A 24,627-nucleotide genomic window follows, 5' to 3' on the forward strand; every position below is an offset into this window, starting at 1 on the left:
AGCGTGCTGCCGATCACAGCGCCTCGGAGGACTCCCGCTGCCCGTCCAGTTCCTTGAGCAGCGCCTGGAGTTCCGACCTTATGAAGTCCCTGGTGGCGACCTCGCCCAGGCCCTGACGGAGTGCGGCGACCTCGCGGGTCAGATACTCGGTGTCGGCGATGTTGCGGTCGCTGCGGGCCCGGTCCTGCTCCATGTTGACCCGGTCGCGGTCGTCCTGGCGGTTCTGTGCCAGCAGGATCAGCGGCGCCGCGTACGAGGCCTGGAGCGAGAGCACCAGGGTCAGGAAGATGAACGGGTACTCGTCGAACCGCGTCTGGGGCGGCAGCATGGTGTTCCAGACGACCCAGGCGATGATCACCACCGTCATCCAGACGATGAACCGTCCGGTGCCCAGGAACCGCGCGATCCGCTCGGAGAGCTTGCCGAAGGCCTCGGGGTCGTAACTGGGCAGGGTGATCAGGCCGGGGCGTCCGGTGCGCGGCTGGTCGAGCCGGCTGCGGGCGCTGGAGCTGCCGCTGCCCTCGGCCCTGGACGCGCGCTGGCTGCCCTCCCTGGCCCGCAGTTCCCGCAGCTGGCGCAGTTGGCGCAGCTCGCCCTGGAGGCGGTGGCCGGGACCTTCGTCCCGTCTTCCCTTGCGGTCAGTGTCCACCGGCAGCCTCCCTCTCGTGTTCGTGGTCCAGGCCGGTCTCGCCGCTGTGCAGGGCCGCCTCGCGCCAGTCGTCCGGCAGCAGGTGGTCGAGCACGTCGTCGACGGTGACCGCGCCCAGCAGGTGGTCGCCCTCGTCGACCACGGGCGCGGCGACCAGGTTGTACGCGGCGAGGTAACTGGTGATCAGGGGCAGTGGGGTGTTCGGCGGCAGCGGGTCGAGGTCGTCGTCCACGATCGAGCCGACCAGGACGTACGGGGGCTCGCGCAGCAGCCGCTGGAAGTGCACCGTCCCAAGGTACTTGCCGGTCGGCGTCTCGTTCGGCGGGCGGCAGACGTACACCTGGGCGGCCAGCGCGGGCTTGTTGTCCGAGATCCGGACCCTGGCCAGCGCCTCGGCCACGGTGGCGTCCGGTTCCAGGACGATCGGCTCGGTGGTCATCAGACCGCCGGCGGTGTCCTCCTCGTAGGAGAGCAGGCGGCGCACCGAGGCGGCGTCCTCGGGCTCCATCAGGCGCAGCAGCCGCTCGGCGTCCTCCTCGGGGAGGTCGGAGAGCAGGTCGGCGGCGTCGTCCGGGTCCATCGCCTCCAGGACGTCGGCGGCGCGTTCCTCCTGCAGCTTGCCGATGATCTCGACCTGGTCGTCCTCGGGCAGCTCCTCCAGGACGTCGGCCAGCCGGTCGTCGTCCAGCGCGGCGGCCACCTCGGCGCGGCGCTTGGCGGAGAGGTGGTGCATCACATTGGCCAGGTCGGCCGGGCGCAGCTGTTCGAAGGTCGCCAGCAGGTTGGCCGCGCCCTGACCCTCCTCGGCCAGCGAGAAGCCGGTCACCGCCGACCAGTCCAGGGTGAGCGTCTCGCCCTTGGCCTTGCGCAGCCGGCTGACCTTGCCGGTCTGTACGAAGACCTTGCTGATCTCCCACTCGCGCACCCGGGTCTGCACCATGGCGACGTCCAGCACGGTGACCTGCTCGCCGGTCTTGGTCCGGGTCACCGTGCGGTCCAGCAGCTCGGCGAGGACCAGGGTCTCGGAGGGGCGCTGCTCGAAGCGCCGCATGTTGATCACGCCGGTGGTCAGCACCTGACCGGACTCCAGGCTGGTCACCCTGGTCATCGGCAGGAAGATCCGGCGGCGGCCGATCACCTCGACCACCAGGCCGAGCACCCGGGGCGGGCGACCGCCGATCCGCAGCGACACCACGACATCGCGGACCCGGCCGACCTGGTCGCCGTTCGGGTCGAAGACGGCGATCCCGGAGAGGTGCGAGATGAAGACCCGGCTGCCTGGCCCTGCCATGGACTCCCTCTCTCTGGGCTGCACTCGGTGATGTGCTCTGGGGCTGCTCCGCGGGGCCGCTCCGCGCTTAGGTTACCGGTGCCGCAACCGGGGAGCCCGCCGACCGGGGCGGGTGCGGCACGGCCCGCAGGGTCCAGGACGCGGGGCCGGCCCCGGCGAGCGTCCCGTCCGGTGTCCCGGTCAGCCCCGGCGGCGCTTGAACAGCAGCTTCGGCAGCCCGGCCGGGATCGGCTTCCGCGTGGTCACGGGGGAGGGCATCGGGGCCTCGGCGTGCGAGCAGTCGGGCATCGACCCCGGCTGCTCCGTGAGTGGGCCCGAGGGCTCCAGCCGCAGCACCCGGCACTCGCGGGCCCAGCGGTCGCCGATGGTGTCGGTGTCCGGGGCGTTCAGCCGCTTGCCCTTGAGCTCCTCGACGGCGCCCAGCCAGCCCTCGCTCTGCGGGGCCAGCTCGACGACCCTGGCCGACCAGCCGGTCAGGCGCCCCCACTTGTCCTTGCTGCGGACCGTCACCACGGCGGTGGAGCCTCCCACGAGGCCGTGCAGCGGCTGCTCGGCGCCGTCGCCGACCACTACCACCGCGCCGTCGTGCCACGCGTGCCAGAGCGCCCGACTGTGCGGCTGCCCCTCGGCCCGTACCCAGAGGAGGCCGGACTTCTTCGCGGCCTCCTCCAACAGCGCACGGTCGAGGAAGGCGTCGGCGGCGGTCGTAGGCTCCATGGCGCACAGCGTACGGCCTGGGTGTCGATGGGGTGTCTCGCCGGTCAGAATGACAGCGCCGTGACCTGCGCAGAGGCCTTACCGTGGGAACGCTTCGCCACTCCGTCCGCTCCGCCCCGCCCGAGGAGAGCTGTGCCCGCCGCCCGGCCCGACACCGCGCCGACCATCGCGCCAAGCCCCGCCGGGGAGGCCCGCCCCGCGTCGCCCAAGCTGGACCTGGCGCTGCTCGCGGTCTCGATCGGCGGTATCTCGTTCTCCGCACCGCTGATCAGCGCCACCGCCGCGCCCGCGCTGGCGATCGCCTTCTGGCGCAACGTCATGTCGGTGGGTGTGCTGGGCCCCTACGCGCTGCTGCGGCACCGCGCCGAGCTGCGCGCGATCGGCCGTCGGCCGCTGCTGCTGGCGATGGCGGCGGGCGCGCTGCTGGCGGTGCACTTCGCGCTCTGGATGCCCAGCCTGCGGATGACCTCGGTGGCCTCGGCGACCGCGCTGGTGACCACCACCCCGCTCTGGACGATCCTGCTGATGCGGCTGTTCGGCACGCGGGCGCCGAGGCTGGTCTGGCTCGGTACGGGCGTGGCCTTCGCCGGGGTACTGGTGCTCACCGGCGTGGACCTGTCGCTGTCGTCGCGGGCCCTGCTCGGAGATGCGCTGGCGCTCGGTGCGGGCCTGGCCGCCTCCGGATACATGCTGCTGGGCGCCGAGGTCCGACGTACCGTCAGCACCACCGCGTACACCCTGGTCTGCTATGCGACCACGTCCGTCGTCCTGCTCGGGGTCTGCCTGGTGGCGGGCGCCCCGATGTCGGGCTGGCCGGCCGGGGTCTGGTGGCAGATCGCGCTGCTGATGGTGGCCGCGCAGCTGCTCGGGCACTCGTTGAGCAACCGGGTGGTACGCACCCTGGGACCCTCGATCACCTCGACGGCAATCCTGCTGGAGACCCCCGGTGCGGCCCTGATCGCGGCGCTCTGGCTGGGCCAGTGGCCGCCGGTGGCCGCGTACCCGGCGGTCGTGCTGATCCTGCTCGGCCTGGTCCTGGTCGCCAGGGGCGGTCGCGCGAGGTAGCGGTGCGCTGCTCCGGCGCCGCACGCCGCTGAACCGCCTGCCCGGGCCCTGTTCGGCCGGTCGCGCAATTCGGGGGCTACAGCCAGCCGTTGCGGCGGAAGCCCCGGTACATGCCGACGCAGATCAGCACGATGCCGCCGAGGACGATCGGGTAGCTGTACCGGTACTTCAGCTCCGGCATGAACTCGAAGTTCATCCCGTAGACGCCGGTGATCATGGTGGGCACGGCGAAGATGGCCGCCCAGGCGGTGATCTTGCGCATGTCCTCGTTCTGCGTCACCGAGACCTGGGCCAGGTTCGCCTGGAGCAGCGAGTTGAGCAGTTCGTCGAAACCGTGCACCTGCTCGGTGACCCTGGCCAGGTGGTCGGCGACGTCCCGGAAGTACTTCTGGATGCTCGGCTCCACCAGCCGCTGCACCGGCTCGGAGAGCTGCTGCATCGGCCGCAGCAGCGGTGCCACCGCGCGCTTGAACTCCAGCACCTCGCGCTTTAGCTGGTACACCCGGCCGACATCGGTACCCCGGCCGCCGTTGTTGCAGAAGACCTCGTACTCGATCTCGTCCACGTCGTTCTGCAGCCGGTCGGCGACCAGCAGGTAGTTGTCCACCACCTGGTCGGCGATCGCGTGCAGCACTGCGGACGGCCCTCGGCCCAGCAGCCCGGCGCCGTCCGGATCGGCCTCGAGGCGGTGGCGCAGCTCCGTCAGCGAGCTGTGCCCGCCGTGCCGGACGGTGATCACGAAGTCCGGACCGGCGAAGACCATCAGTTCACCGGTCTCGACCACCTCGCTGGTCGAGGTCAGCTGGTCGTGCTCGACGTAGCGGATGGTCTTGAAGACCGCGAAGAGCACGTCGTCGTAGCGCTCGACCTTGGGCCGCTGGTGCGCGTGGACCGCGTCCTCGACGGCCAGCGGGTGCAGGCCGAAGCGCTGCGCGATGCCCTCGAACTCGGCCGCGGTCGGCTCGTGCAGCCCGATCCAGCTGAACGATCCTGCGTCTGTCTCCCGGGCCTGCCGGACCCGCTGGACGGCCTCGCGCGGGCTGCAGCTGCCACCGTGGCGCTTCCCGTTGCGGTAGACCGCGCAGTCCACCACCGCCGACGTGACGTGCCCGGGGTGCAGGCTGTCGCAGCCGTCCGCCTGGACGCGGCGGCGGTGCGGGCGGACGGCTGCGCGCAGGCTGTTGATCATCGACATGGCAGGCTCCTCGGGCAGGAACCGTCGAACGGCGGGGCGGTGGCGGGGCCGTGGTACGACGGCGGAAGAAACACCGGGTGAGTCCGGGCCCGCGGCCGGTCCAGCTGCCTTGCTGGGGCACCATGAGGACTGCGCGGCTCCGGGGAAGGCGCTCTCCCGGCCGAGTTGACGCCGCTTCGGCTGCCGGATCAGGAGGAGATCAACGGCAAGTGCGGTGAAGGCGACGCGGCGGCCGGGCAGAGCTGCCGGTACTGCATGGTCGGCTGGTATCCACCGCAACCACCTCCTTCATGCCGCCGCCCAGGGAGAGGATCCCCGGTGGCCGGCTGCTCACACTAACAGTCGACGGGTGAACAACGACGGGGGGTTTGGGCGCGCTCGCACGGCATGGCGTTAGGGTCGGCGCATGGCGCACGACTTCCCCCTCTTCGGCGACCCCACCGACCCTTCGGGAGCCGGTCAGGACGAGCTCTCCCGCGAGGCGGTACTGACGGCCGTCGAGGCCCGCCTGCTGGCGACCTTCGGCGAATCCAGCGGCCGGGCGGCCGTCACCTTCCTCGGTGCCGACCGGATCGAGGTGCTGCGCTTCGGCCCCGACGCGGACGGGCTGGTGAGGTACGTCACCCTCGGTATGTCGGCTGCGCCGATGGCCGACCCCACCTCGGTGGTGGCCGATCCGGTGCGCGGACCCCGAGTCGAGTTGGTGCTCACCGTCCGTGGGGGGCGCGACGACGTGCTCCGCACGCTGGCGACTTTCGCCGCCACTCCGCAGGTCGAGGGCCTGGTGCTGGCCCCGGGCGGCTCGCTGGATCTGGGCTCGCCGCTCTGGGAGGGGGCCCCGTTCACCTCGGTGCTCGCCGCCGAACCCGGCGGCCTGATCCCGGACCTGGAACTGGCCGAGCCGGCCGAGCCGGTGCGGTTCCTGCCGCTGTTGCCGATGACGCCCAACGAGGCCGCGTTCAAGCGAGTCCAGGGCGCCGACGCGCTGCAGGAGCGCTGGCTGCGCCACGGCACCGACCTGCGCGACCCGCAGCGCCGGGGCGTACCACTGGACTGACCATCCGTCAGCCGCGCGCTGCTCGCGGTTTTCAGGGGCGGGGAGCAGCGGGGTTCTCAGGGGCGTGCATGGCTGTTCGGGTAGTTCCGCCGAAGGCAGTGCATGGTCGTTCGCGCAGTTCCCGCCCCTGAAGGCCACAAGTTCCCCGCCCCGGGGGAGGCCGGGCCTCGTCGGACGGTCAGCCCGTGATCGGGCGTGCCCCGGTCGCCTGGGCGATCAGCGCCTCGTACACCTCGGGGTCGGTGGTGTACTCGCCGAGGCGGACGGTCTTGCGGGTGCCGTGGTAGTCGCTGGAGCCCGTGGTGAGCAGTCCGAGCTCGGCGGCCAGGCTGCGCAGGCGCTCGCGGGTCTCCTCGTCGTGGTCCAGGTGGTCCACCTCCAGCGCGGCCAGACCGGCCGCCGCCAGGTCGGCGATCACCTGCTCGGAGACCGTACGGCCGCGCTTGACCGCCCCCGGGTGGGCGAAGACCGGCACCCCGCCGGCGGCCCTGACCAGCCGGACGGCCGTCACGGGGTCGGTCTCGTGCTTGCGTACGTCCGCCCGGCCGCCGTTGGCCAGCCACTCCTGGGTGAACGCGTCCGACACGCTGGCGACCGTGCCCGCCTCGACCAGGGCGCTGGCGATGTGCGGGCGGCCGACCGAACCGTTGCCCGCGATCCTCTGCACCTGCTCCCAGCTGATCGGCGCGCCCAGCTCCCGGCAGCGCTCGACGACCGCCCGCCCGCGCCGGAACCGGTCGGTGCGGACCAGCTCGCGCTCGGCGGCGAAAGCGGGCTCGACCGGGTCGAAGAGGTACGCCAGCAGGTGCATGCTGATGCCGTCCACCTGGCAGGACAGCTCGGCGCCCGGGACCAGGGTCAGCCCGGTGCCTCGGACGGCGTCCGCTGCCTCCGCGTGTCCGGCCACCGTGTCGTGATCGGTCAGCGCGACCACGTCGAGCCCGGCGGTGACCGCCGCGGCGATCAGCTCGGCGGGGGAGTCGGTGCCGTCGGAGGCGTTGCTGTGGGCGTGCAGGTCGATGCGCACGGTCTCTGACACTCCAGGAGGAAGGCGGGCGGGTGCGCCCCAGGATAGTCAGCGGCCCCCGGCGGAGAGCCGGCCGGGCGAGTGCGGGCAGAGTGCCCCGGAGTCAGCCGAGCAGGCGCGGGGAGAGCGCCCCGCAGGGCAGCAGTTCGAGCTCGGCGCCGGCGTCGCGCAGATCGGTGAGGACCAGCTCGTCGTACATCATCAGCGCCGACTGCTCGGGCCAGGCGATCGCCCAGAGCCACAGTCCGCGTGCCTCGCCGACGAAGACGGCCCGGTCGGAGGGCGCGTCCGGTACGTGGAACATCGGGGTCGGCCGCCCGGCCGCCAGCAGTTTGGCGTCGGCGGGCTTGTAGAGCGACACCGAGTCGCCGGGGTCGGGACCCGGCAGGCCCGCGTACCGGGCGCCGAGACCGATGCCCAGCTCCTCGGCCACCAGCACCAGCTCGCCGAAGCCACCCAGCGGGGCGGGGCCCGAGCAGGCCACGGCCGTCGCCCGCGCGCCCGAGCGGTCGTCCCCGGCGTGCGCGATACCGGTGAACAGCCAGCCCACCGGAAGCGGCCAGGGCAGCCAGACGGGGACCTGCGAGCGGGCCACTGCCACGCTCAGTGCCTCCACGCTCGGGGGCACCACCGGTTGCACCGGATGTACGGCGCCGTGCTGGTCACACTGCCAGGTGTCGGAGAAGAGGCCGGGCGCGCGGACCCGACCGGCGCACCTCGGGCAGCTTGGCTCGCCCCTCATAGCGGACAACGCTCCTCCCTCCGGAGCGCCGCGTCAAGGACGATCACCCGTACGGAGTGCGTCACGTTGCTCCCCCGGGGTGCCGGTGGTGGCAGCTGCCCCGGAAGGGCATGTCCGGTGACGGGCGGTGGCAAACGTCTCCGCAGGGTGAACGGAGCGCGAACGCACTGACGCCCCGTCAACGACCCGGATCCGGGTCGGGGGGTGACTGGGCGTCAGTCAGGTCTCGGAACGTCGGACGCGGCCTCGGTGGGGGCCTCGGTCGGTCCGGCGTGGGTCAGGCCGCCTTGCACGGGCGGATGTACAGGCGTTCCCCGGTGCGGGCGGCGGCCTCGACGAACTCGCGGACGGTCTCGGCGTCGGCGATCAGGCGGTCGGTGACGGCGCCCTGGGCGTCGTCCAGTCGGAGGATCTCGAAACGCATTGGCCTCTCCTTTCCCTGCCCCACTGGCTTGGGGGCGATTCGGCTCGGTCGTTGTGCGCGTGCTCCGGGCGGCGAGCGGCTTCCTCGTGCGACCTGTGGACCAGGGTGCCGCAGCGCTGCTTCCGGGTGGTTGCCCGTCCGTAAAGTCCTGGTTTCGGCGAACTGTCGCCTTCAAGGTCAACGGGGTGGCAGGCGCGATGATTCCCGGACAGAATCAAATATTACCTGAACTAACGAAATTTGTCGCCTGTGTTGCCGAAGCCCGGCGAGCCCGGGCGCACCGTGTCAGGTCGGGAGGCGGCCGGGGCTCAGGCCCAGAACTCGTCGAGCGCGGTGGCCGTCGCGCTCGGCTGGTCGGCGTTGGGGGAGTGCCCGGCGTCGGCGACCACCACCCGACGGGCGGCCAGGCGCTCTGCCATCCGGGACTGCGTCTCGACCGGCCAGGCGTAGTCCCGCACGCCCGAGAGCACCAGCTTGGGCAGCGGTACGGCGGCCAGCTCCGCGACCAGGTCCGGGGCGGCGATCAGATGGGTGCCCATGGCGATCAGTGCCTGCGGGACGTTGGCCAGCCAGCGGCGGTGCAGGAAGTCCGCGATCTCCGGGCGCGGGGCCGGGGCGCCCTTGTCCGCGTCCAGCTGCCGCATGACCTGCCAGATGGACTCCAGGTCCATCGACCCCAGCGCGTCGATCAGCAGCTTGGTCCGGGCGGCCTCGCCGGGGTCGATCGCGGCCGGGCCGGTGGCGAGCAGCGTCAGCGAGCGCCATGGCAGTGCGGAGCCCTCGGCAGCCGCTGCCAGGACGGCCTGGCGGACCACCTGGCCGCCGAAGGAGTGCCCGAGCAGGTGCAGCGGCCCCTGGCCGGCGAGCTCCGCCGAGAGCGCGCGCACGTCGCGGGCCAGCTCGTCGACCGCGTACACGGCCGGATCGGCCGGGCCGCCGGTCTCGTACTGCCCGCGCTGGTCCACCGCCACCACCCGGTAGCCGGCCGTCGCCAGCGGCTCCAGCAGGGCGATGAAGTCCTCCTTGCTGCCCGTGAACCCCGGTACCAGCAAGGCCGTCCCACGCGCCGTCCGACCCTCGGGCACGGCCTCCAGCGCAGCGAAGGCGCCCCGGGCGGTCTCCACCCGCAGCGCCCGCGCGCAGGCCGGAAGGGTCAGAAACGGTGGCGTGCTCATCGGCTCTACTCCTCGGTAGCCACAACTTCCCCGAGCTTAGAGCGTCCGCGAGTAGGTAGCCCATCAGGACGGGGTATCCCAGAGCCTCGCCCCTGAACAGTGCAACTGGCTCCGGTGAGTGCCTACTGGCGGGGCCTCTCGTCCCCGCCGGCACCGCCCTGCCCGAGGGCCGTGCACTCTCCTCCGGGTTGCCGCAGCGGGCGGCCGACCCGGGGGACGGGGTGCGGGAACGCCGACGGGCGGGCCGGATCGTGGTCGATCCGGCCCGCCCGTTCGGGTGGCTCAGCTCTCCGGGGTGGCCTCGGGGGCTGCGGTGGTGCGGCGGGTGCGGGTGCGCGTACGGGCGCGACGCGGGGCCTCACCGGCCTCGGCGTCACCGGCCTCGGCGTCCGGGGCCGCCACGGCCTCGGTGCCCACCGCTGCCTCGCCGCTCGCGGCGCTGCGCGGACGGCGACGGCGACGGCGCGGAGCCTCGCCCTCGGCCGAAGCGGCGTCCGAAGCCCCGTCCGAGAAGACCGCGGCGATCGGAGCCGCCACAATGCTCTCGGCCGCAGCAGCGGCCACCGTGCCCTCGACGCCCTCGGAGGTCACGCCACCACGGGTGCGGCGGCGCTGCCGCGGCGCCCGGGCCGGATGCTCGGCCGGCGCAGCCTCGGCGGCGGGTTCGGCTGCGGCAGCGGCAGCGCCACCGCGCGCGCCCTTCGCCCGGCCGGTGCGCGCGCCGCGACCGCCGGTCTCGCCGAGGTCCTCGACCTCCTCCGCGTTCAGCCCGGCGCGGGTGCGCTCGGCACGCGGCAGCACACCGGTGGTGCCCGGGGTGATCTTCAGTAGTTCGTACAGGTGGGCCGAGGTCGAGTACGTCTCCTCCGGCTCGTTGAAGGACAGGTCCAGCGCCTTGTTGATCAGCTGCCAGCGCGGGATGTCGTCCCAGTCGACCAGGGTGACGGCGGTACCCGAGGCCCCGGCGCGGCCGGTGCGGCCGATCCGGTGCAGGTAGGTCTTCTCGTCCTCGGGGCACTGGTAGTTGATGACGTGCGTGACGCCCTCGACGTCGATGCCGCGGGCCGCGACGTCGGTGCAGACCAGGACGTCGACCTTGCCGTTGCGGAAGGCTCGCAGGGCCTGCTCGCGCGCGCCCTGGCCGAGGTCGCCGTGGACCGCGCCGGCCGCGAAGCCGCGCTTGGTCAGTTGCTCGGACACATCGGCCGCGGTCCGCTTGGTCCGGCAGAAGATCATCGCGAGACCGCGGCCCTCGGCCTGCAGGATGCGCGAGACCATCTCGACCTTGTCGAGCGAGTGGGCCCGGAAGATGTGCTGGTCGACGGAGGCGACGGTGTGGCCGGTGTCGTCCGGCGCGGCGGCCCGGATGTGGGTCGGCTGGCTCATGTAGCGACGGGCGAGGCTGATGACCTGGCCCGGCATGGTGGCCGAGAAGAGCAGGGTCTGCCGCTTGGCGGGCAGCATGGTGATGATCTTCTCGACGTCGGGCAGGAAGCCCAGGTCGAGCATCTCGTCGGCCTCGTCGAGGACCAGCGCGCGGACCTTCGACAGGTCCAGCTTGCGCTGGCCCGCGAGGTCGAGCAGCCGGCCCGGGGTGCCGACCACGATGTCGACGCCCTTCCTGAGCGCCTCCACCTGCGGTTCGTACGCGCGGCCGCCGTACACCGCGAGCACGCGGACGTTACGGACCTTGCCGGCCGTCTGCAGGTCGTTGGTGACCTGGGTGCACAGCTCGCGGGTCGGCACCACGATGAGCGCCTGCGGGCTGTCGGAGAGCTGCTCCTCGGTGGCCCGGCCGGCGTCCACGTCGGCGCGGACGATGGCCCGCTCGATCAGCGGGAGGCCGAAGCCGAGGGTCTTGCCGGTGCCGGTCTTGGCCTGGCCGATGACATCGTGGCCGGTCAGCGCGACCGGGAGAGTCATCTCCTGGATGGGGAAGGGGTGGACGATGCCGACGGCCTCCAGGGCCTCGGCGGTCTCCGGGAGGATCCCCAGCTCCCGGAAGGTGGTCTTGGCGGGTTCAACGGTGGTGGACAGGGTGCTGCCTCTTCCATGTGGTGGGGCCGAGAGCGAGAGGCGGGGCGGGCAGCCGCACGGCTGCTCGCGGGCCTGCCAGGCCCAGCAGCAGCTGTGGGACGCACAACCGCGCCTGCCCCTGCGACCTGCCGATTCGAGCGGCCCGAAGGGCGGGCGCGTCGTCCGGCGGCGTGGGGGAGGGTTCCCGTGAGGAGCCAGGCGCGGGACCTTCGCCGGATCGGCGCGGTCCGCAACGGCCCTCGCTCGGCCACTGATGCGGTGCCAAGGCTTGAAGTCCAAGCCAAGGTCGGAGCCGATCGGCTCTCCGACCGGGCATCCGCGTACGTGAGCGCCTGGTGTCCGTACGGAGCACGTATGCGCGGCCCGCCGTGGGGTGGCCGGCCGCGCAAATCACCAAGCCTCGCTACCACCATACAGTCAAGCGACGACTCGAACATGTGACGCGGCTAACGTGGAAGCCGTGGACGTCGGGAGCGTCCGAGGTCAGGGGCCGGCCGGTCTAGGGTGGCGAACCGTGACTCCGCCCCGCGCGGGCCGGGAGCTTGCCACCCGTTCCGTCAATACGGGCTCATGGCGGTCAGGACCTGACCGCTGTGCTGTGGCAGAGTCGCACAGTACAACGGGGCATCTGATAGCGAGGACTGATGGAGACCCAGGAATCCGGCGCCGGCAACCCGATCGGCTCGATCGGCGACTGGACGGCGTGCGCGGCGGACCCGGGCTACCGGGCCGCCGTTCTCGACCTGCTCGGCGCGCTCGCCTACGGCGAGCTGAGCGCCTTCGAGCGGCTCGCCGAGGACGCGAAGTTCGCCCCCGGCCTGGCCGACAAGGCCGCGCTGGCCCGGATGGCCTCCGCCGAGTTCCAGCACTACCAGCTGCTGCACGACCGCCTGGTGGAGGTCGGTGCGGACCCGACCGAGGTGATGAGCCCCTTCGTCGAGCCGCTGGAGTCCTTCCACCGGATGACGGCGCCCTCGGACTGGCTGGAGGGCCTGGTCAAGGCGTACGTCGGCGATGCGATCGCCACCGACTTCTACCGCGAGGTGGCCGTCCGGCTGGACGACGACACCCGCGAGCTGGTGCTGCGGGTGATGGCGGACACCGGACACGCGCAGTTCGCCGTGGACCGGGTGCGCCAGGCGATCGAGGCGGACGGCCGGGTCGGCGGACGCCTCGCACTCTGGGGCCGACGGCTGATGGGCGAGGCGCTCAGTCAGGCGCAGCGCGTGGTGGCCCAGCGGGACGCCCTCTCCAACCTGCTGGTCGGCGGCGCACATGTGCAGGGCTTCGACCTGGTCGAGGTCGGCAAGATGTTCAACCGGATCACCGAGGCGCACACCAAGCGGATGGCCGTCCTCGGACTGGCCTCCTAGGGCCGGAGGGCCCCGCACTTCCCGGACGGCGCACGGCCGACCAGGTGTCCGGGGGCCCGCTCAGGCGTGCCGGTGGCGGTGCCGCCCCTGCCGGGCGGCGTGCTCGGGCCGGGCGAGGACGGAGACCAGCAGCGCCGAGCCGACCGCGGAGATCGCCAGCGCGAGGCCGGGCAGCCGGGTGTCGAGCGTGTAGCGGGAGATCAGCCCGCCGAGCAGCGCCGCCACCACCGCGGTGCCGACCGTCAGGCTGCGAGCCGCCGGGAAGTACTCGGGCAGCAGGAGCAGCGCCGCGGTACCGACGGTCAGACCGATGAGCACGAAGACGAACGACTCGACGAGCACGGGCTGCCTCCCGGGGCCGAACGGAGCACATGGGGTTCCGCTTCGGCCATACCCCGACGCTGTCGGCGGTACGCCCATCCATGGAAATACGCGCTGCCACGGAAAACGGCGCTGCCCCGTCCCTTCCAAGAAGGGACGGGGCAGCGCCGTAGAGCCCGTGGCGCCGACGGCGCCTCAGACGGTGCCGAAGCCGACCTTGCGCGCGGCCTGCTCGCCGATCTCCACGTACGCCAGGCGCTCGGCCGGGACGATGACGCGGCGGCCGTGCTCGTCGGTCAGCGAGAAGAGCTTCGAGGTGCCCTCCAGCGCCTTGGCGACCGCGCTCTCGACCTCATCCGCGGACTGCGAGCTCTCGATAACGATCTCGCGAGGCGCGTTCTGCACGCCGATCTTGACCTCCACGGCTTCCTTCCCTCCGGGTTGCAGCCATCCACGCGCGGGCTCCTCGAACGATTGCTCGTGGTGATCGCGCCGTACGGCTTCACCTTAGAGCACAGGCACCGCTGCAAGGCGAAGGTCCGGTGATCGCCTATTCGGCCAAGGACCCCTGGCCCTGCTCACCGGGGTGCATCGGGAAGCCCTTCAGGCCGCGCCAGGCCAGGCTGGCGACCAGCCGGACGGCCTCGTCCCGGGGGATCTCCAGACCCTGCGAGAGCCAGTAGCGGGCGGTGATCTGGGCCAGGCCGCAGACCCCGGCGGCGAGCAGCTTGGCCTCCGCCTCCGGCAGGTCGGTGTCCTCGGCGATCACCTTGCTGACCAGCGTCGCGCTGGCGTCCGAGGCCCGCTCGACCCGCTCGCGCACGGCCGGCTCGTTCGTCAGGTCGGACTCGAAGACCAGCCGGAACGCGCCGGACTCGCTGGAGACGTAGTTGAAGTACGCCTCCATGGTCGCGGCCACGCGCAGCTTGTTGTCGTTGGTCGCGGAGAGTGCCTGGCGGGTGGCGTCCACCAGGGCGTCGCAGTGCTTGTCCAGCAGTGCGAGGTAGAGCTCCAGCTTTCCGGGGAAGTGCTGGTACAGCACGGGCTTGCTGACCCCGGCGCGGTCGGCGATGTCGTCCATGGCCGCGGCGTGGTAGCCCTGGGCGACGAACACCTCCTGCGCGGCACCGAGTAGTTGTTCGCGGCGGGCGCTTCGCGGCAGGCGGGCACCGCGCGGGCGCTCCTGCGCCTCTTGGATGGCCGTCACGGGCGCTCCTCACTTGACGGTCTGCGGCAGTGCGCCCACGGGATGGACGGTGTGCCGGGTGTAGCTGGCAAGGTCACTGATTCTACTTTTGAGTAATGGGATCTGCGCCGGGTGCGGGCGAGAAAAGCGCGGGACCGCCTTGTCGGGAGCCCACAATACGGCGCGGGGCCGTGCTGTCCAGAGGGTGAGATCGGAAGCTTCGGCGGGGTGCGGGTCCGGGGCCCGCGGACCCCTCCCCCTACCATCGTCCTCCATGAGCGCTGAGCAGCAGGTTGTGGCTGCGGCCGAGGCCGCGCCGGTCCGTACGGTCGCCGTCCCAGGGGCGGTTCTCGCGGTGAGCGGGCCCTCGGCCGACGGAGACGGGCTGGCGCCCGCGCTCTTCGTACACGGCCTCGGCGGCTCGGGCGAGAACTGGACGGAGCTGATGGCCGCTCTCGCCGACCAGGTGTCCGGCGAAGCCGTGGACCTGCCGGGCTTCGGGCGCTCCGCACCGCCGCTGGACGGCAATCTCTCGGTCTCCGGCCATGTCCGGGCCGTGATCGGGTACCTGGAGGCGTCCGGCCGCGGACCTGTGCACCTGTTCGGCAACTCGCTGGGCGGCGCGGTGGCCGTCAGGCTCGCCGCGCTCCGGCCCGACCTGGTGCGCAGCCTCACCCTGATCTCGCCCGCCCTGCCCGAACTGCCCCCGCAGCGCACCGCCTGGCCGACCGGCCTGCTGGCGGTTCCCGGGGTGCCCTCGCTGCTCGGACGCGTCCCGGTCGGCCGTCGCAGTCCGGAGGAGGCCACCGAGAGCCTGCTGGATCTGGTCTACGGCGATGTGGTGGCCATCCCGGCCGCGCGGCGGGAGCGCGCGCTGGCCGAGTACAAGCGGCGCCTCGGAGTGCCGCACGCGATGCACGCGCTGGTCGGCTCGGCCCGAGGGATCGTCTCCGCCTACACCGAGCGCGGTGACCAGTCACTGTGGCGGCAGGCCGAGCAGATCAAGGTGCCGGTGCTGCTGGTGTACGGGCTGCGCGACAAGCTGGTCTCCTACCGCTCGGCACGGCGGGCCTGTGCGGCCTTCGAGGACGCGCGACTGCTGGTGCTGCCGGAGTCGGGGCACGTGGCGATGATGGAGCACCCGGAGCAGGTGGCGCGGGCGGTGCGGGAGCTGCTGGCGGAGGTCTGAGCGGCCTGCGTGCGAGAGACGGTTGCGACGCGTTGAAACGCGGCGCGCCGGGGTAGGTCACGCGGGTTCACTCGTTCAGGTGGAACCGGGCGGGTGACCGAGGAGTCGCCGGGGTTTGGTTCTACCTTCGTGGTGTCGGACCGAACAGGTGTGGGGGGAGTAGCAGCCGCCGGTGCCCGTGGGGCGGCTGAGCGGGCCACCGGGCGATCTCTCCGGGTCCGTAGCGGGTGCTGCCCTCCCCGAGCGTCGCAGCTGCGCTTGAGACCGGGCCTGGGCGCGCCGGGTCTCGCGGCCGACCGGGCTCGGCCGCCTTGCCGGTCGGGTCTGCCGTCCTCCGCCGTCCCGGACCGCCCCGCCCCGATCACTCAGCTCTGGAGGTTGTCGTGCGCGTCGCTCTGCTCACCGAGGGCACTCGCCCGGACGCACCGCGTGCCGGAGACAGCTGGTGCGACAGGCTGATGGACGGGCTGGCCGAGCACGAGTTCCGGCTCTATCTGCTGGCCGGCCAGGGCTGCACGGTCGAGACCAGACCAGGCCGCCCGGCAGCGGTGCACGAGCTCGTGATGTGGGGCCGCCGTCCGCCGGGGCGAGGCCCGGCGCTGCACCGGCGGCGCCAGTACCTCTGCGCCTACCGGGACTTGCTGCGCGCCCTGGTGCTGCCCGCCGAACGCTCCTCCTTCGCCCCCGGTCTGTACCGGCTGGCCGAACTGGCCCGCGAGGACGGCGCACTGCCCGCCTTCCTGGCCTCCGGCCACGCCCAGCGCGCCCTGGAGGCGATCTGGCGCTCGCCCGGCGCGGACACCGCTGCCGGGCAGCCGCAGGTCTGCGACGTCCTGGTCGCCGGTGACCTGCTGGAGCAGTGCCTGCGACCGCTCTCCGCCCCCTGGTACGGCAGCGAGACCGGCGGGCTCGGCAGCGCCGACGTGTGCCACGTGGCCGGTGGCGGCCCGGCCGCGCTGCCCGCTCTGGTGGCCAAGCAGCTGCACGGGGTGCCCTTCGTGGTCACCGAGCACGGCCTGCACCTGCGCGAGCAGTACCGCGGCTACCGGGCCGCGCCGTACCGGTGGCCGGTCCGGGCCCTCCTGCTCGGCTTCTTCCGGCTGCTGGCTGAGGAAACGTACCGGCAGGCCGCCGTGCTCACCCCCGGCAGCGAGTTCGACCGGCGCTGGCAGCAGCACTGCGGGGCCCTGCCCGACCGGATCCGGGTGGTGCACGAGGGCACGGCCGCGGTCGCCCGAGCGGCCGCCGGGCCCGAACCCGAGGTACCGACGCTGGTCTGGGCCGGAGCGCTGGAGCCGGGGCACGACCCCGAGGTGATGCTGCACGCCTTCGCCCGGGTACGGGCCGACCTGCCCTCGGCGCGGTTGCGGATGTACGGCGAGGAGGGCGAGCCCGGCTACCTGGCGCACTGCGGGGCGATCGCCGCCCGGCTCGGGCTCGGCACCGCCGTCTCCTTCGAGGGGGGCCCGGGCGGCGCGGGCGCCGCCGGGATCTGGGCGGCGGCCAGTGTGGTGGTCTTCTCGGGCCTCGCGCAGGGCAGTCCACGGCTGCTGGCGGACGCGATGCTCAGCGGTCGGGCCGTCGTCACCACCGAGGTCGGGGTGGCCAGGGAGGTGGTCGGGCAGGCCGGGCTGCTGGTGCCGCCGCGCAGCCCGCAGGCCCTGGCCGGAGCCTGTCTGGCCCTGCTTGGTGATCACGAACGCCGGGCCAGGACCGGCCTGGCCGGTCGACTGCGGGCGCAGCAGCGGTTCGCCGTCGAGCCGGTGGTGACGGCCTTCCGGGAGATCTACCTGGAACTGGCATCCCGTCGACACGCTCTCCCGGCCGCCCCCGGCACCCGGCAGCAGCAGCGGGCCCAGCCCTTCGCCCGCCCCGCCGAGTACTGGTACCTGGGCGAGCCGCAGGGCGTGGGCGAACCGAGTGCGGGGGAGAGCCCAGGGGCTGGTGCCGGTCCGACTGGTACCGGTCCGACGGGTGGTGCCCGCCGGGTCGCGGCCGGTCGCGGCCGGGGGACGTCGTGGGCCGTCGGCGCGGGGGAGAGGCCGACGGGCAACGGCGACCGGCCCGAGGACCGGGCTTCCCGGCTGTTCGGTGCGGCCCGGGTGGGCGCAGGCAGTGGCGCAGTGGGCACGGCGGAGCCGGGAGCGTTGGCGGAGGCGGTCTGATGGGCCGCCGTGAGGAGTCGTTACGGTCGTCGGCGGCCATGCCGACGGTGCACCGGGCGCAGTCGCCGCTCCCCGGGGCGTCGAGGGATCCGGCGCGGTTGTCGGGGAACCCGGTGCGGGAGTTGATGGAGCGGTACCGGGGCCTCTGTGAGCAGGCGGTCGACCCGCTGGACATCGCCGTCGGCCTGGAGGATGCCGGGCTCGGTCCGGTGGAGGCCCGGTGCTACCGGCACGCGGACGTCTTCGCGCTCGCGGAGGAGCTGTACGCCCGGTTCCCGCGCCGCCTGCCCACCGACGCACCCGTGCCGCCCGTGCCGTCCTGGCGGCGGCGTGGCGGGCGGGCGCTCGGCAGCGCCCTCCGGTACGGGCTGCCCTGCGCCGCACCCGTAGTCCTGCGCGCGGTGGTCCCCGCCGCGGGAGTGCCGTTGCTGGCCCTCGCGCTCGTGGTGTCCGGCGTCCGGCCGGTCCGCTCGGCGGTCGGGATCCGGCCGGCCGAGCGGGCGGCCAACGCCGCGATCGCGCGGCGGCAGCGACCGGGCCCAAGAGGACCGGGCCCACGGGGTGCCCGGCTCGGGTACGGCCTCGGGGTGGGGCTCCTGCTGGGGGTGCCGGTGGTGGCCGCCGACCCACCGGGAGCCGTGCTGGGCCTGGCGGCCGCGCTGGGCATGGGTTCGGTGGAGTGGTCGGCGGGCTGGCTCCGGCACGCCGCCCTGCTGAGTCTCGGCTCGGCGGCGACCCTGAGCGGCTTCCGTTCCCGGATGCGCCCCGTGCTGCCGGTCGCGCTCGGCCTGCACCTGGCGCTCCTGGCAGTGCTCTCCTTCGCCGGGCTCGCCGCCCTGACGGCGCTCGATCCCGGGGCGGGGGCCGGGGCCGGTTTGCTGTCCGCCACGGTGTACCGGGCGTCCGCGCTGCAGTGGGCGGCGCAGGCGGTGCTGGGGCTGCTGCTGGTGCCGTCGGCCGTCCTCCTGCGTACCGCCAGGACCGCGCCGGCGGCGGCCGGTGTGCTGGTGGCCGGCTGCGGCAGTGCCGCGCTGGCGGCGGTCCGGGCGCCGGAAGCCGGTCGGCTGCTCTGCTGCGGTGCGGTGGCTGCGGTGCTGCTGCCGTACGCCTGGCTGGTCCTCGGCCGTCCCGGGGCGTACCGCCCGGATCCTTCGCTGCTCTGACAGTGCCCGTTCCGAACACCTGCCCATCCGAACACTCGCAACCTGCCGTGCCCGTACGGGGCGGCTTCGTGGAAGGACACCCCCGATGAGGGTGCTGCTGCTGGGAGCCGACGGTTTCATCGGCCGCCGGGTCGCCGACCGTCTGATGACCGAGGACGAGCTCCAGGTAACCGTGCTCGGCCGTCGCGACTCGGCCGACATCCGCTTCGACCTGACTGCGGGAAGCCCGGGAGCGCTGGCCAGATTCCTCGACGCGGTGGCCCCGCAGGTGGTGATCAACTGTGCCGGCGCGACCTACGGCTCCTCACGGGCCCTGATCCGGGCGAACACCCTCGCCGTGGCGACGGTGTGCGAGGCGATCAGGCGCAGCCGCGAGCCGGCCCGGCTGGTGCACGTCGGCTCTGCGGCCGAGTACGGGCCGATGCCCTCGGGCGTGCCGATCCCGGAGAGTGTCGAGCCCCGGCCGGCCGGTCCGTACGGGGTGTCCAAGCTGGCCGGGACGGAGCTGGTGATCTCCTCGGGGCTCGACGCGGCGGTGCTGCGGGTCTTCGACGTGGTCGGCCCGGGCTCGCCGACGGCCTCGCTGTTCGGGCGGCTCGCCGAGGGGCTGCGTCGTGCGCTGGAGCAGGGCGAGCACCAGGTGCGGATGCCGGACCTGTCCGGATTCCGGGATTTCGTGGACGTCCGGGACGTCGCCAGGGCGATCCAGTCGGCCGCCGTGTCGGCCGCGACCGGGGTGATCAACATCGGTAGCGGCCATGCCGTCCGGGCCCGGGACGCGGCCGGGCTCCTGGTCAGGGCGGCCGGGTTCGAGGGATCCATCAGCGAGGATGCCCGTCAGGTGCTGGTGCCCAGCCAGAGCACGGCGGACCAGCAGCACCGGGGGGCGGAGCCGCACCGGGTGTCGGATGCCCGTCCGGTGCTGGAGCCGGTGCAGTGGCGGCAGGCCGATGTGCGCACCGCGAGGGACCGTCTCGGATGGCGGGCACAGGTGCCGCTGGAGGAGTCGCTCGGGGACATCTGGCTGGAGACCGCCTGCCGGGTCTGAGACCTCGACCAGCGCCGTACGAACGGCCTGCGGCACCGGACGGCCCTCCTGGGCCGGTCCCACGATCCGGTGCCGCCGGTCTCGCCAGTCGGACATGCTGTCTCGGAATAGGTGCCCGGCGTGACACTGTTGGCGTAGTTGGAATCGAAAGCTGCAACCGAACTGACCATCGGAGTCCACGTGTCGCTGCCACCCCTGGTCGAGCCGGCCGCCGAGCTCACCGTAGACGAGGTCCGCCGGTACTCCCGCCACCTGATCATTCCGGATGTCGGGATGGCCGGGCAGAAGCGGCTGAAGAACGCCAAGGTGCTGTGCGTCGGCGCCGGCGGTCTCGGCTCGCCCGCTCTGATGTACCTGGCCGCGGCCGGTGTCGGCACGCTCGGCATCGTCGAGTTCGACACCGTCGACGAGTCGAACCTCCAGCGCCAGATCATCCACGGTCAGTCCGACATCGGTCGCTCCAAGGGCGAGTCCGCGCGCGACTCGGTCAAGGAGATCAACCCCTACGTCAACGTGATCCTCCACGACGAGCGTCTCGACAACGACAACGTCATGGAGATCTTCTCCGGCTACGACCTGATCGTGGACGGTACCGACAACTTCGCCACCCGCTACCTGGTGAACGACGCAGCGGTGCTGCTCGGAAAGCCGTACGTCTGGGGCTCGATCTACCGCTTCGACGGCCAGGCCAGCGTCTTCTGGGCCGAGCACGGCCCCTGCTACCGCTGCCTGTACCCGGAGGCCCCGCCGCCAGGCATGGTCCCCTCCTGCGCCGAGGGCGGCGTGCTGGGCGTGCTCTGCGCCTCCATCGGCTCGATCCAGGTCACCGAGGCGATCAAGCTGCTCGCCGGTGTCGGCGACCCGCTGGTGGGCCGTCTGATGATCTATGACGCCCTGGAGATGACCTACCGTCAGGTCAAGGTCCGCAAGGACCCGAACTGCGCCGTCTGCGGTGAGAACCCGACCGTCACCGAGCTGATCGACTACGAGTCCTTCTGCGGTGTCGTGTCGGAGGAGGCGCAGGAGGCGGCCCTCGGCTCGACGATCACCTCCAAGCAGCTCAAGGAGTGGATCGACACCGGCGAGAACATCGAGATCATTGATGTCCGCGAGGTCAACGAGTACGAGATCGTCAGCATCCCGGGCGCCAAGCTGATCCCCAAGGGCGAGTTCCTGATGGGCACCGCCCTGGAGACGCTGCCGCAGGACAGGAAGATCGTGCTGCACTGCAAGACGGGCGTCCGCTCCGCCGAGGTGCTGGCCGTGCTGAAGTCGGCGGGCTTCTCCGACGCCGTCCACCTGGGCGGCGGCGTGATCGGCTGGGTCAACCAGATCGAGCCGCAGAAGCCGACCTACTAGGCCGTCGCCGCAGGGGCCGTCCGCTTCTCCGAGTGGGCGGCCCTTTCGCGTGCGCGGCTCCGGGCAAGTGATCAGCCGTGCACTGGTCCCTGACGGACACGCGGTTCCCGGCCCCCGCTGGAGCAGACAGGCCCTAGAGCGCGCGCTTGCGCTGGAGGACGTTGTAGGCGATCCAGCCGGGCAGGACGGGCAGCCAGAAGGTCAGCAGCCGGAACAGGAAGACCGCCGGGGTGGCGACGGTCGGCGGCACACCGGCCACCGTCAGCGCACCGATCAGCGCGATCTCGACCGGGCCGATGCCGCCCGGGGTCGGGATCGCGGACCCGGCCGCGTTGGCGGTCAGGAAGACCACGGCGACCGCCGAGAACGTGATCGTCCCGCCGAACGCGTTGATCGAGGCGTACAGGCAGGCGGTGAAGCTCAGGGTGAGCAGCAGGATGCCGCCGAAGCCGGTGACCAGCTTGCTGGGCGTCTGCATCAGGTCGAGCATCCGGGGCACCACGCCGAAGAACAGCGAGCGGACCCTGGTCACCACGAAGCGCCGCAGCGGCCCGACCGCCGCGACCACCAGGGCGAGCACAGCGGCCGTCAGCACCCCGATGATCACCGCTCGGGAGGCGCCGAGGTCCCCGTTGGTCTGGGTGCCGGTGATCAGACCGAAGCTGAACAGCAGCAGCAGGTGCCCGCCGAGGCCTGCCAGCTGCGAGGCGCCGACGCTGGCCACCGCCTGTCCGGAGCGGATGCCCGCCTTCTGCAGATAACGGGTGTTCAGCGCGATGCCACCGATCGCGGCGGGTGCCACCAGCTTGACGAAGGACCCGGCGAGCTGGGCCGCCATCGTCCGGACGAACGGAAGCCGTTCCGGGACGAAGCCGGTCAGGCTCATCGCCGCCGCTCCGTAGCTGGCTGCGGCTGCGGCCAGGGCGACCGCCGCCCAGGCCCAGTTCATCTGGGATAGCCGGAGCTGAGCGGGCTGGATGGTGGTCAGCGCCAGGTACGCGGCGAAGGTCAGCGCGATGACCATGATCAGGCTCTTCGGCTTGAGCCGCTCCAGCTTCGCCGGGGCCATCGGGGCCTCCGGGGCGATCTGCAGGATCTGGCCGCGGATCCGGCTCAGCAGGTCCTCGCCGGCCGCCGCGATGTCCTCCTCGGCCTGCTGCTGGGTCCGCTCGCCCGCTGCCACCTGCTCCAGCGCCAGTGCCTGGGCGGCGGCCTTGCGGTCCTTGCTGAGCCGCTTCAGGTCGATCCTGGTGGAGCGGCTCATCCCGACCGGTTGCAGCAGCGGCAGCGCGGCGGCGACCCGTTCGGCGCCCAGGACCCGGTTGGCGACGGCCACCGCCCGCTCCGGCCCGACCCGCAGCGCGAAGGTGGTGACCAGCTGGGCGACATCGATCCGCAGCGTCAGATCGCTGGCCGCGATGTCCCCGCCGGAGAGGTTGACCAGGCAGCCGGTCTTCTCGTCGACCACCAGCATCGACTCGCCGGTGAGCCTGCGATGGGCGATCCGCCGCTCGTGCAGCGCCCCGACGGAGCGCCAGAGCGAGGCCATGACCTGGTCGGTGATCTCCTCGTCCGCCAGTTCGTCCAGGGTCGGTCCTGCCACCTTCTCGTAGACCAGGATCGCGGCGTCCGGGCCCAGCTCCGAGGTGGCCACCAGCTGCGGTGCCAGCGCCCCTGCGGCGGCGGCCGCGTACGCGATCAGGGCCTCCTGCTCCAGTGCCTGGCGCAGTGACTGGGGGCTGCGCCGGACGGCCACCGAGCGCAGCCGCAGCCGCCGCCAGGCCCGGTAGAAGAAGCCGGACGCCTGCTGCTCGCGGTCGATGATGTGGACGTCCAGCTGGGGGCCGTCCTGCTGTTCGACGTAGTAGCGGCGGGTGCCCCCGGGGGCGTCCGGTGCACGGACCGCGCCCACCGGGGCGAAGCCGACCTTCCGCAGGCCGATCAGCAGGTGCTGCCCGGTCGGGCGGATGTTGGGCGAGCCGATCGCGTAGAGCGTGCCGTACGCGACGGACCAGCCGATCAGCACCGTCAGGATCAGCGAGAGCAGCGTGGTGTAGCCGCTGACCAGCTCGGTCAGACCGCTGAGGATCACCACCGCCCAGAGGGCGACCCGCCAGCGCGGGCGGCTCGACATCCCGACGGCCGTCATGTAGGCGATCACCGGTGCGAGGTAGCCGTGCACCGGGTCGGTGAGGGTCTGCCCGCCGCCCGGCGGCAGCTTGGTGAGGGCGTCCCGGACGACCCCGGGGGCACCGGCCGCGACCCACCAGTCCACCCCGAGGGAGACCCCGTACGCGAGCACCGAGGCGAGTACGCCGTCGGAGACCCGCAGGCCGTCGCGTTTGATCAGCCGTTCCACCGCGAAGGCGAGCGGCACGGCCAGTACCGCGACGCTGGAGACCAGGGCGGCGATGGTGCTGAGGACGTTGGGGATGCGGTGGGCGTTGACGGAGATGTCGCTCTCCAGGCCCGAGGTGGTCGAGATCGCGAACCTGGCCACCAGGAAGAGCGCCACGATGCCCGCGATCCCGGCCAGGAACCGGATCAGATCGGACGGCCGGTGCGCACGCGCGGCGAGCAGCGGCTCGTCCACGGCGAGCGCTCCGCCGTTCGATGGCTCGCCCTCCCGCACGTGCTTCTCCCCCTTGACCAATGACACCCGGCGGTCCGGTGCGGGCCGCCGCGACGGGACCTTCCCCGAGTCTGCGGGGTGGTCGGGGGCGGACTCCTCGGAGCCCCTGTCCACGTCCACGCCTGCCGTCCCGGTCATCTGGTCTTGTCCTCGTATCACCACTCACCGCCCCGAAGATGGTGGCATGCCGGAAGGGCTCCTGCGGGACAGGGGCCGTATCGGGCGCGGCGGATCCCTCGCAAGTGGCCGCCGGATCCACCGGATGGGGAAGAATCAACCCGGTGACGGAGAGTACGAAAACGGGTGCCCTGCCCCCCTTCGCCGAGTCGGTCCTCGACCTTGCCGAGCGCATCCCGGCAGGGCGGGTAATGACCTACGGCGACGTCGCCGAGTACCTCGGCCAGGGCGGCCCGCGCCAGGTGGGCCGGGTGATGGCGCTGTACGGCGGGGCCGTGCCCTGGTGGCGGGTGATCCGCGCCGACGGACGCCCGCTGCCCGGTCACGAGCACCGGGCGCTGGGGCACTACCGCGAGGAGGGCACCCCGTTGCGCACCGTCGGCGACGAACCCCGGGTCGACCTGAGGCGCGCCCGCTGGGACGGGCAGCAGGAGCGACGCCGGCCCGGGGGCGCGAGCCCGCACTGATGCGCCCCTGCTCACCTGTCCGTTTGTCCCGGAGACGGTCTGTGCGGCCGGCCCGAAGCGGGTGCGGGGACGGGGGCAGTCGGGGCAGGACCGTAGGCTCGATGCATACGGGCCCGATGTGGCCCGCCCGACGCCGAGCAGGCGTTGATCCGTTCCCGATCTGCCCAG

The 24,627-nt window shown here is 72.6% G+C and carries 22 protein-coding genes; 9 read left to right on the forward strand and 13 right to left on the reverse strand.

What is annotated here, in order from left to right; all coding sequences use genetic code 11:
* Nucleotides 1-13 precede the first annotated feature (13 nt).
* The 3 genes from P3T39_RS00895 to P3T39_RS00905 all read right to left on the reverse strand — a co-directional run bounded on the left by P3T39_RS00895 (nt 14) and on the right by P3T39_RS00905 (nt 2,657).
* Nucleotides 14-562, reverse strand: coding sequence for a DUF1003 domain-containing protein (locus P3T39_RS00895; protein ID WP_280695405.1), 549 nt, complete (start codon nt 560-562; stop codon nt 14-16).
* A gap of 76 nt (nt 563-638) precedes the next feature.
* The gene (locus P3T39_RS00900; RefSeq protein WP_280695263.1) at nt 639-1,940 is read right to left on the reverse strand and encodes a CBS domain-containing protein; all 1,302 of its coding nucleotides are present in this window, start codon (nt 1,938-1,940) and stop codon (nt 639-641) included.
* A gap of 180 nt (nt 1,941-2,120) precedes the next feature.
* Nucleotides 2,121-2,657 carry a hypothetical protein gene (locus tag P3T39_RS00905; protein WP_280695264.1) on the reverse strand — a complete coding sequence of 179 codons (537 nt, stop codon included), beginning with the start codon at nt 2,655-2,657 and terminating at the stop codon, nt 2,121-2,123.
* A 165-nt stretch (nt 2,658-2,822) separates the two neighbouring features.
* Between P3T39_RS00905 and P3T39_RS00910 the strand changes: the two genes are divergently transcribed.
* On the forward strand, nt 2,823-3,722 hold the full coding sequence (locus P3T39_RS00910; protein ID WP_280695406.1) for a DMT family transporter: 900 nt from the start codon (nt 2,823-2,825) through the stop codon (nt 3,720-3,722).
* A 76-nt stretch (nt 3,723-3,798) separates the two neighbouring features.
* Here the strand turns inward: P3T39_RS00910 and P3T39_RS00915 are convergent, their stop codons facing one another.
* Nucleotides 3,799-4,917 (reverse strand): magnesium and cobalt transport protein CorA, encoded by a 1,119-nt coding sequence (locus P3T39_RS00915; protein WP_280695265.1) that lies wholly within the window; start codon nt 4,915-4,917, stop codon nt 3,799-3,801.
* Between the two features lie 406 nt (nt 4,918-5,323).
* Here P3T39_RS00915 and P3T39_RS00920 point away from each other — a divergent pair, with 406 nt between their 5' ends.
* Nucleotides 5,324-5,974, forward strand: coding sequence for a suppressor of fused domain protein (locus P3T39_RS00920; protein ID WP_280695266.1), 651 nt, complete (start codon nt 5,324-5,326; stop codon nt 5,972-5,974).
* 178 nt (nt 5,975-6,152) lie between these two features.
* On the opposite strand, the gene P3T39_RS00925 is transcribed toward P3T39_RS00920, so the two are convergent.
* The 5 genes from P3T39_RS00925 to P3T39_RS00945 all read right to left on the reverse strand — a co-directional run bounded on the left by P3T39_RS00925 (nt 6,153) and on the right by P3T39_RS00945 (nt 11,265).
* Nucleotides 6,153-7,001, reverse strand: coding sequence for a PHP domain-containing protein (locus P3T39_RS00925; RefSeq protein WP_280695407.1), 849 nt, complete (start codon nt 6,999-7,001; stop codon nt 6,153-6,155).
* A 103-nt stretch (nt 7,002-7,104) separates the two neighbouring features.
* Nucleotides 7,105-7,743 carry a DUF6758 family protein gene (locus P3T39_RS00930; RefSeq protein ID WP_280695268.1) on the reverse strand — a complete coding sequence of 213 codons (639 nt, stop codon included), beginning with the start codon at nt 7,741-7,743 and terminating at the stop codon, nt 7,105-7,107.
* Nucleotides 7,744-8,020: 277 nt separating this feature from the next.
* Nucleotides 8,021-8,167, reverse strand: coding sequence for a hypothetical protein (locus P3T39_RS00935; RefSeq protein ID WP_280695269.1), 147 nt, complete (start codon nt 8,165-8,167; stop codon nt 8,021-8,023).
* Between the two features lie 308 nt (nt 8,168-8,475).
* Nucleotides 8,476-9,342 (reverse strand): alpha/beta fold hydrolase, encoded by an 867-nt coding sequence (locus P3T39_RS00940; protein ID WP_280695270.1) that lies wholly within the window; start codon nt 9,340-9,342, stop codon nt 8,476-8,478.
* Between the two features lie 282 nt (nt 9,343-9,624).
* Nucleotides 9,625-11,265, reverse strand: coding sequence for a DEAD/DEAH box helicase (locus P3T39_RS00945; RefSeq protein WP_280695271.1), 1,641 nt, complete (start codon nt 11,263-11,265; stop codon nt 9,625-9,627).
* Between the two features lie 758 nt (nt 11,266-12,023).
* On the opposite strand from P3T39_RS00945, the gene P3T39_RS00950 reads away from it, so the two are divergent.
* Complete coding sequence (locus tag P3T39_RS00950) at nt 12,024-12,752, forward strand: ferritin-like fold-containing protein (protein ID WP_280695272.1); 729 nt, start codon at nt 12,024-12,026, stop codon at nt 12,750-12,752.
* A gap of 60 nt (nt 12,753-12,812) precedes the next feature.
* On the opposite strand, the gene P3T39_RS00955 is transcribed toward P3T39_RS00950, so the two are convergent.
* The 3 genes from P3T39_RS00955 to P3T39_RS00965 form a co-directional block, all read right to left on the reverse strand.
* Entirely contained in the window at nt 12,813-13,094 is a 282-nt protein-coding gene (locus P3T39_RS00955; protein WP_280695273.1) for a hypothetical protein, read from the reverse strand.
* A 174-nt stretch (nt 13,095-13,268) separates the two neighbouring features.
* On the reverse strand, nt 13,269-13,496 hold the full coding sequence (locus tag P3T39_RS00960) for a DUF3107 domain-containing protein (RefSeq protein ID WP_280695274.1): 228 nt from the start codon (nt 13,494-13,496) through the stop codon (nt 13,269-13,271).
* Nucleotides 13,497-13,623: 127 nt separating this feature from the next.
* The gene (locus tag P3T39_RS00965; RefSeq protein WP_280695275.1) at nt 13,624-14,280 is read right to left on the reverse strand and encodes a TetR/AcrR family transcriptional regulator; all 657 of its coding nucleotides are present in this window, start codon (nt 14,278-14,280) and stop codon (nt 13,624-13,626) included.
* Nucleotides 14,281-14,533: 253 nt separating this feature from the next.
* Here P3T39_RS00965 and P3T39_RS00970 point away from each other — a divergent pair, with 253 nt between their 5' ends.
* The 5 genes from P3T39_RS00970 to moeZ all read left to right on the forward strand — a co-directional run bounded on the left by P3T39_RS00970 (nt 14,534) and on the right by moeZ (nt 21,183).
* Nucleotides 14,534-15,448, forward strand: coding sequence for an alpha/beta fold hydrolase (locus P3T39_RS00970; RefSeq protein WP_280695276.1), 915 nt, complete (start codon nt 14,534-14,536; stop codon nt 15,446-15,448).
* A 383-nt stretch (nt 15,449-15,831) separates the two neighbouring features.
* On the forward strand, nt 15,832-17,613 hold the full coding sequence (locus tag P3T39_RS00975) for a DUF3492 domain-containing protein (protein ID WP_280695277.1): 1,782 nt from the start codon (nt 15,832-15,834) through the stop codon (nt 17,611-17,613).
* Nucleotides 17,614-17,711: 98 nt separating this feature from the next.
* Complete coding sequence (locus tag P3T39_RS00980) at nt 17,712-18,776, forward strand: hypothetical protein (RefSeq protein WP_280695278.1); 1,065 nt, start codon at nt 17,712-17,714, stop codon at nt 18,774-18,776.
* An 85-nt stretch (nt 18,777-18,861) separates the two neighbouring features.
* On the forward strand, nt 18,862-19,824 hold the full coding sequence (locus P3T39_RS00985) for an NAD(P)-dependent oxidoreductase (protein WP_280695279.1): 963 nt from the start codon (nt 18,862-18,864) through the stop codon (nt 19,822-19,824).
* A gap of 180 nt (nt 19,825-20,004) precedes the next feature.
* Nucleotides 20,005-21,183, forward strand: coding sequence for an adenylyltransferase/sulfurtransferase MoeZ (gene moeZ, locus P3T39_RS00990; protein ID WP_280695280.1), 1,179 nt, complete (start codon nt 20,005-20,007; stop codon nt 21,181-21,183).
* A 133-nt stretch (nt 21,184-21,316) separates the two neighbouring features.
* On the opposite strand, the gene P3T39_RS00995 is transcribed toward moeZ, so the two are convergent.
* Nucleotides 21,317-23,953 carry a lysylphosphatidylglycerol synthase transmembrane domain-containing protein gene (locus tag P3T39_RS00995; RefSeq protein ID WP_280695282.1) on the reverse strand — a complete coding sequence of 879 codons (2,637 nt, stop codon included), beginning with the start codon at nt 23,951-23,953 and terminating at the stop codon, nt 21,317-21,319.
* 143 nt (nt 23,954-24,096) lie between these two features.
* On the opposite strand from P3T39_RS00995, the gene P3T39_RS01000 reads away from it, so the two are divergent.
* Nucleotides 24,097-24,459, forward strand: coding sequence for an MGMT family protein (locus tag P3T39_RS01000; protein WP_280695283.1), 363 nt, complete (start codon nt 24,097-24,099; stop codon nt 24,457-24,459).
* Nucleotides 24,460-24,627 lie beyond the last annotated feature (168 nt).

Source organism: Kitasatospora sp. GP82, assembly GCF_029892105.1.
Lineage (GTDB): Bacteria > Actinomycetota > Actinomycetes > Streptomycetales > Streptomycetaceae > Kitasatospora.

Excerpts from the sequence above, each read along its gene's own strand:
- P3T39_RS00900 (WP_280695263.1), bottom strand. The coding sequence starts at position 1,940 with ATGGCAGGGCCAGGCAGCCGGGTCTTCATCTCGCACCTCTCCGGGATC.
- P3T39_RS00940 (WP_280695270.1), bottom strand. The coding sequence starts at position 9,342 with ATGAGCACGCCACCGTTTCTGACCCTTCCGGCCTGCGCGCGGGCGCTG.
- P3T39_RS00930 (WP_280695268.1), bottom strand. The coding sequence starts at position 7,743 with ATGAGGGGCGAGCCAAGCTGCCCGAGGTGCGCCGGTCGGGTCCGCGCG.
- P3T39_RS00950 (WP_280695272.1), top strand. The coding sequence starts at position 12,024 with ATGGAGACCCAGGAATCCGGCGCCGGCAACCCGATCGGCTCGATCGGC.
- P3T39_RS00905 (WP_280695264.1), bottom strand. The coding sequence starts at position 2,657 with ATGGAGCCTACGACCGCCGCCGACGCCTTCCTCGACCGTGCGCTGTTG.
- P3T39_RS00945 (WP_280695271.1), bottom strand. The coding sequence starts at position 11,265 with ATGACTCTCCCGGTCGCGCTGACCGGCCACGATGTCATCGGCCAGGCC.
- P3T39_RS00970 (WP_280695276.1), top strand. The coding sequence starts at position 14,534 with ATGAGCGCTGAGCAGCAGGTTGTGGCTGCGGCCGAGGCCGCGCCGGTC.
- P3T39_RS00995 (WP_280695282.1), bottom strand. The coding sequence starts at position 23,953 with ATGACCGGGACGGCAGGCGTGGACGTGGACAGGGGCTCCGAGGAGTCC.
- P3T39_RS00920 (WP_280695266.1), top strand. The coding sequence starts at position 5,324 with ATGGCGCACGACTTCCCCCTCTTCGGCGACCCCACCGACCCTTCGGGA.
- P3T39_RS00915 (WP_280695265.1), bottom strand. The coding sequence starts at position 4,917 with ATGTCGATGATCAACAGCCTGCGCGCAGCCGTCCGCCCGCACCGCCGC.
- P3T39_RS00935 (WP_280695269.1), bottom strand. The coding sequence starts at position 8,167 with ATGCGTTTCGAGATCCTCCGACTGGACGACGCCCAGGGCGCCGTCACC.
- P3T39_RS00985 (WP_280695279.1), top strand. The coding sequence starts at position 18,862 with ATGAGGGTGCTGCTGCTGGGAGCCGACGGTTTCATCGGCCGCCGGGTC.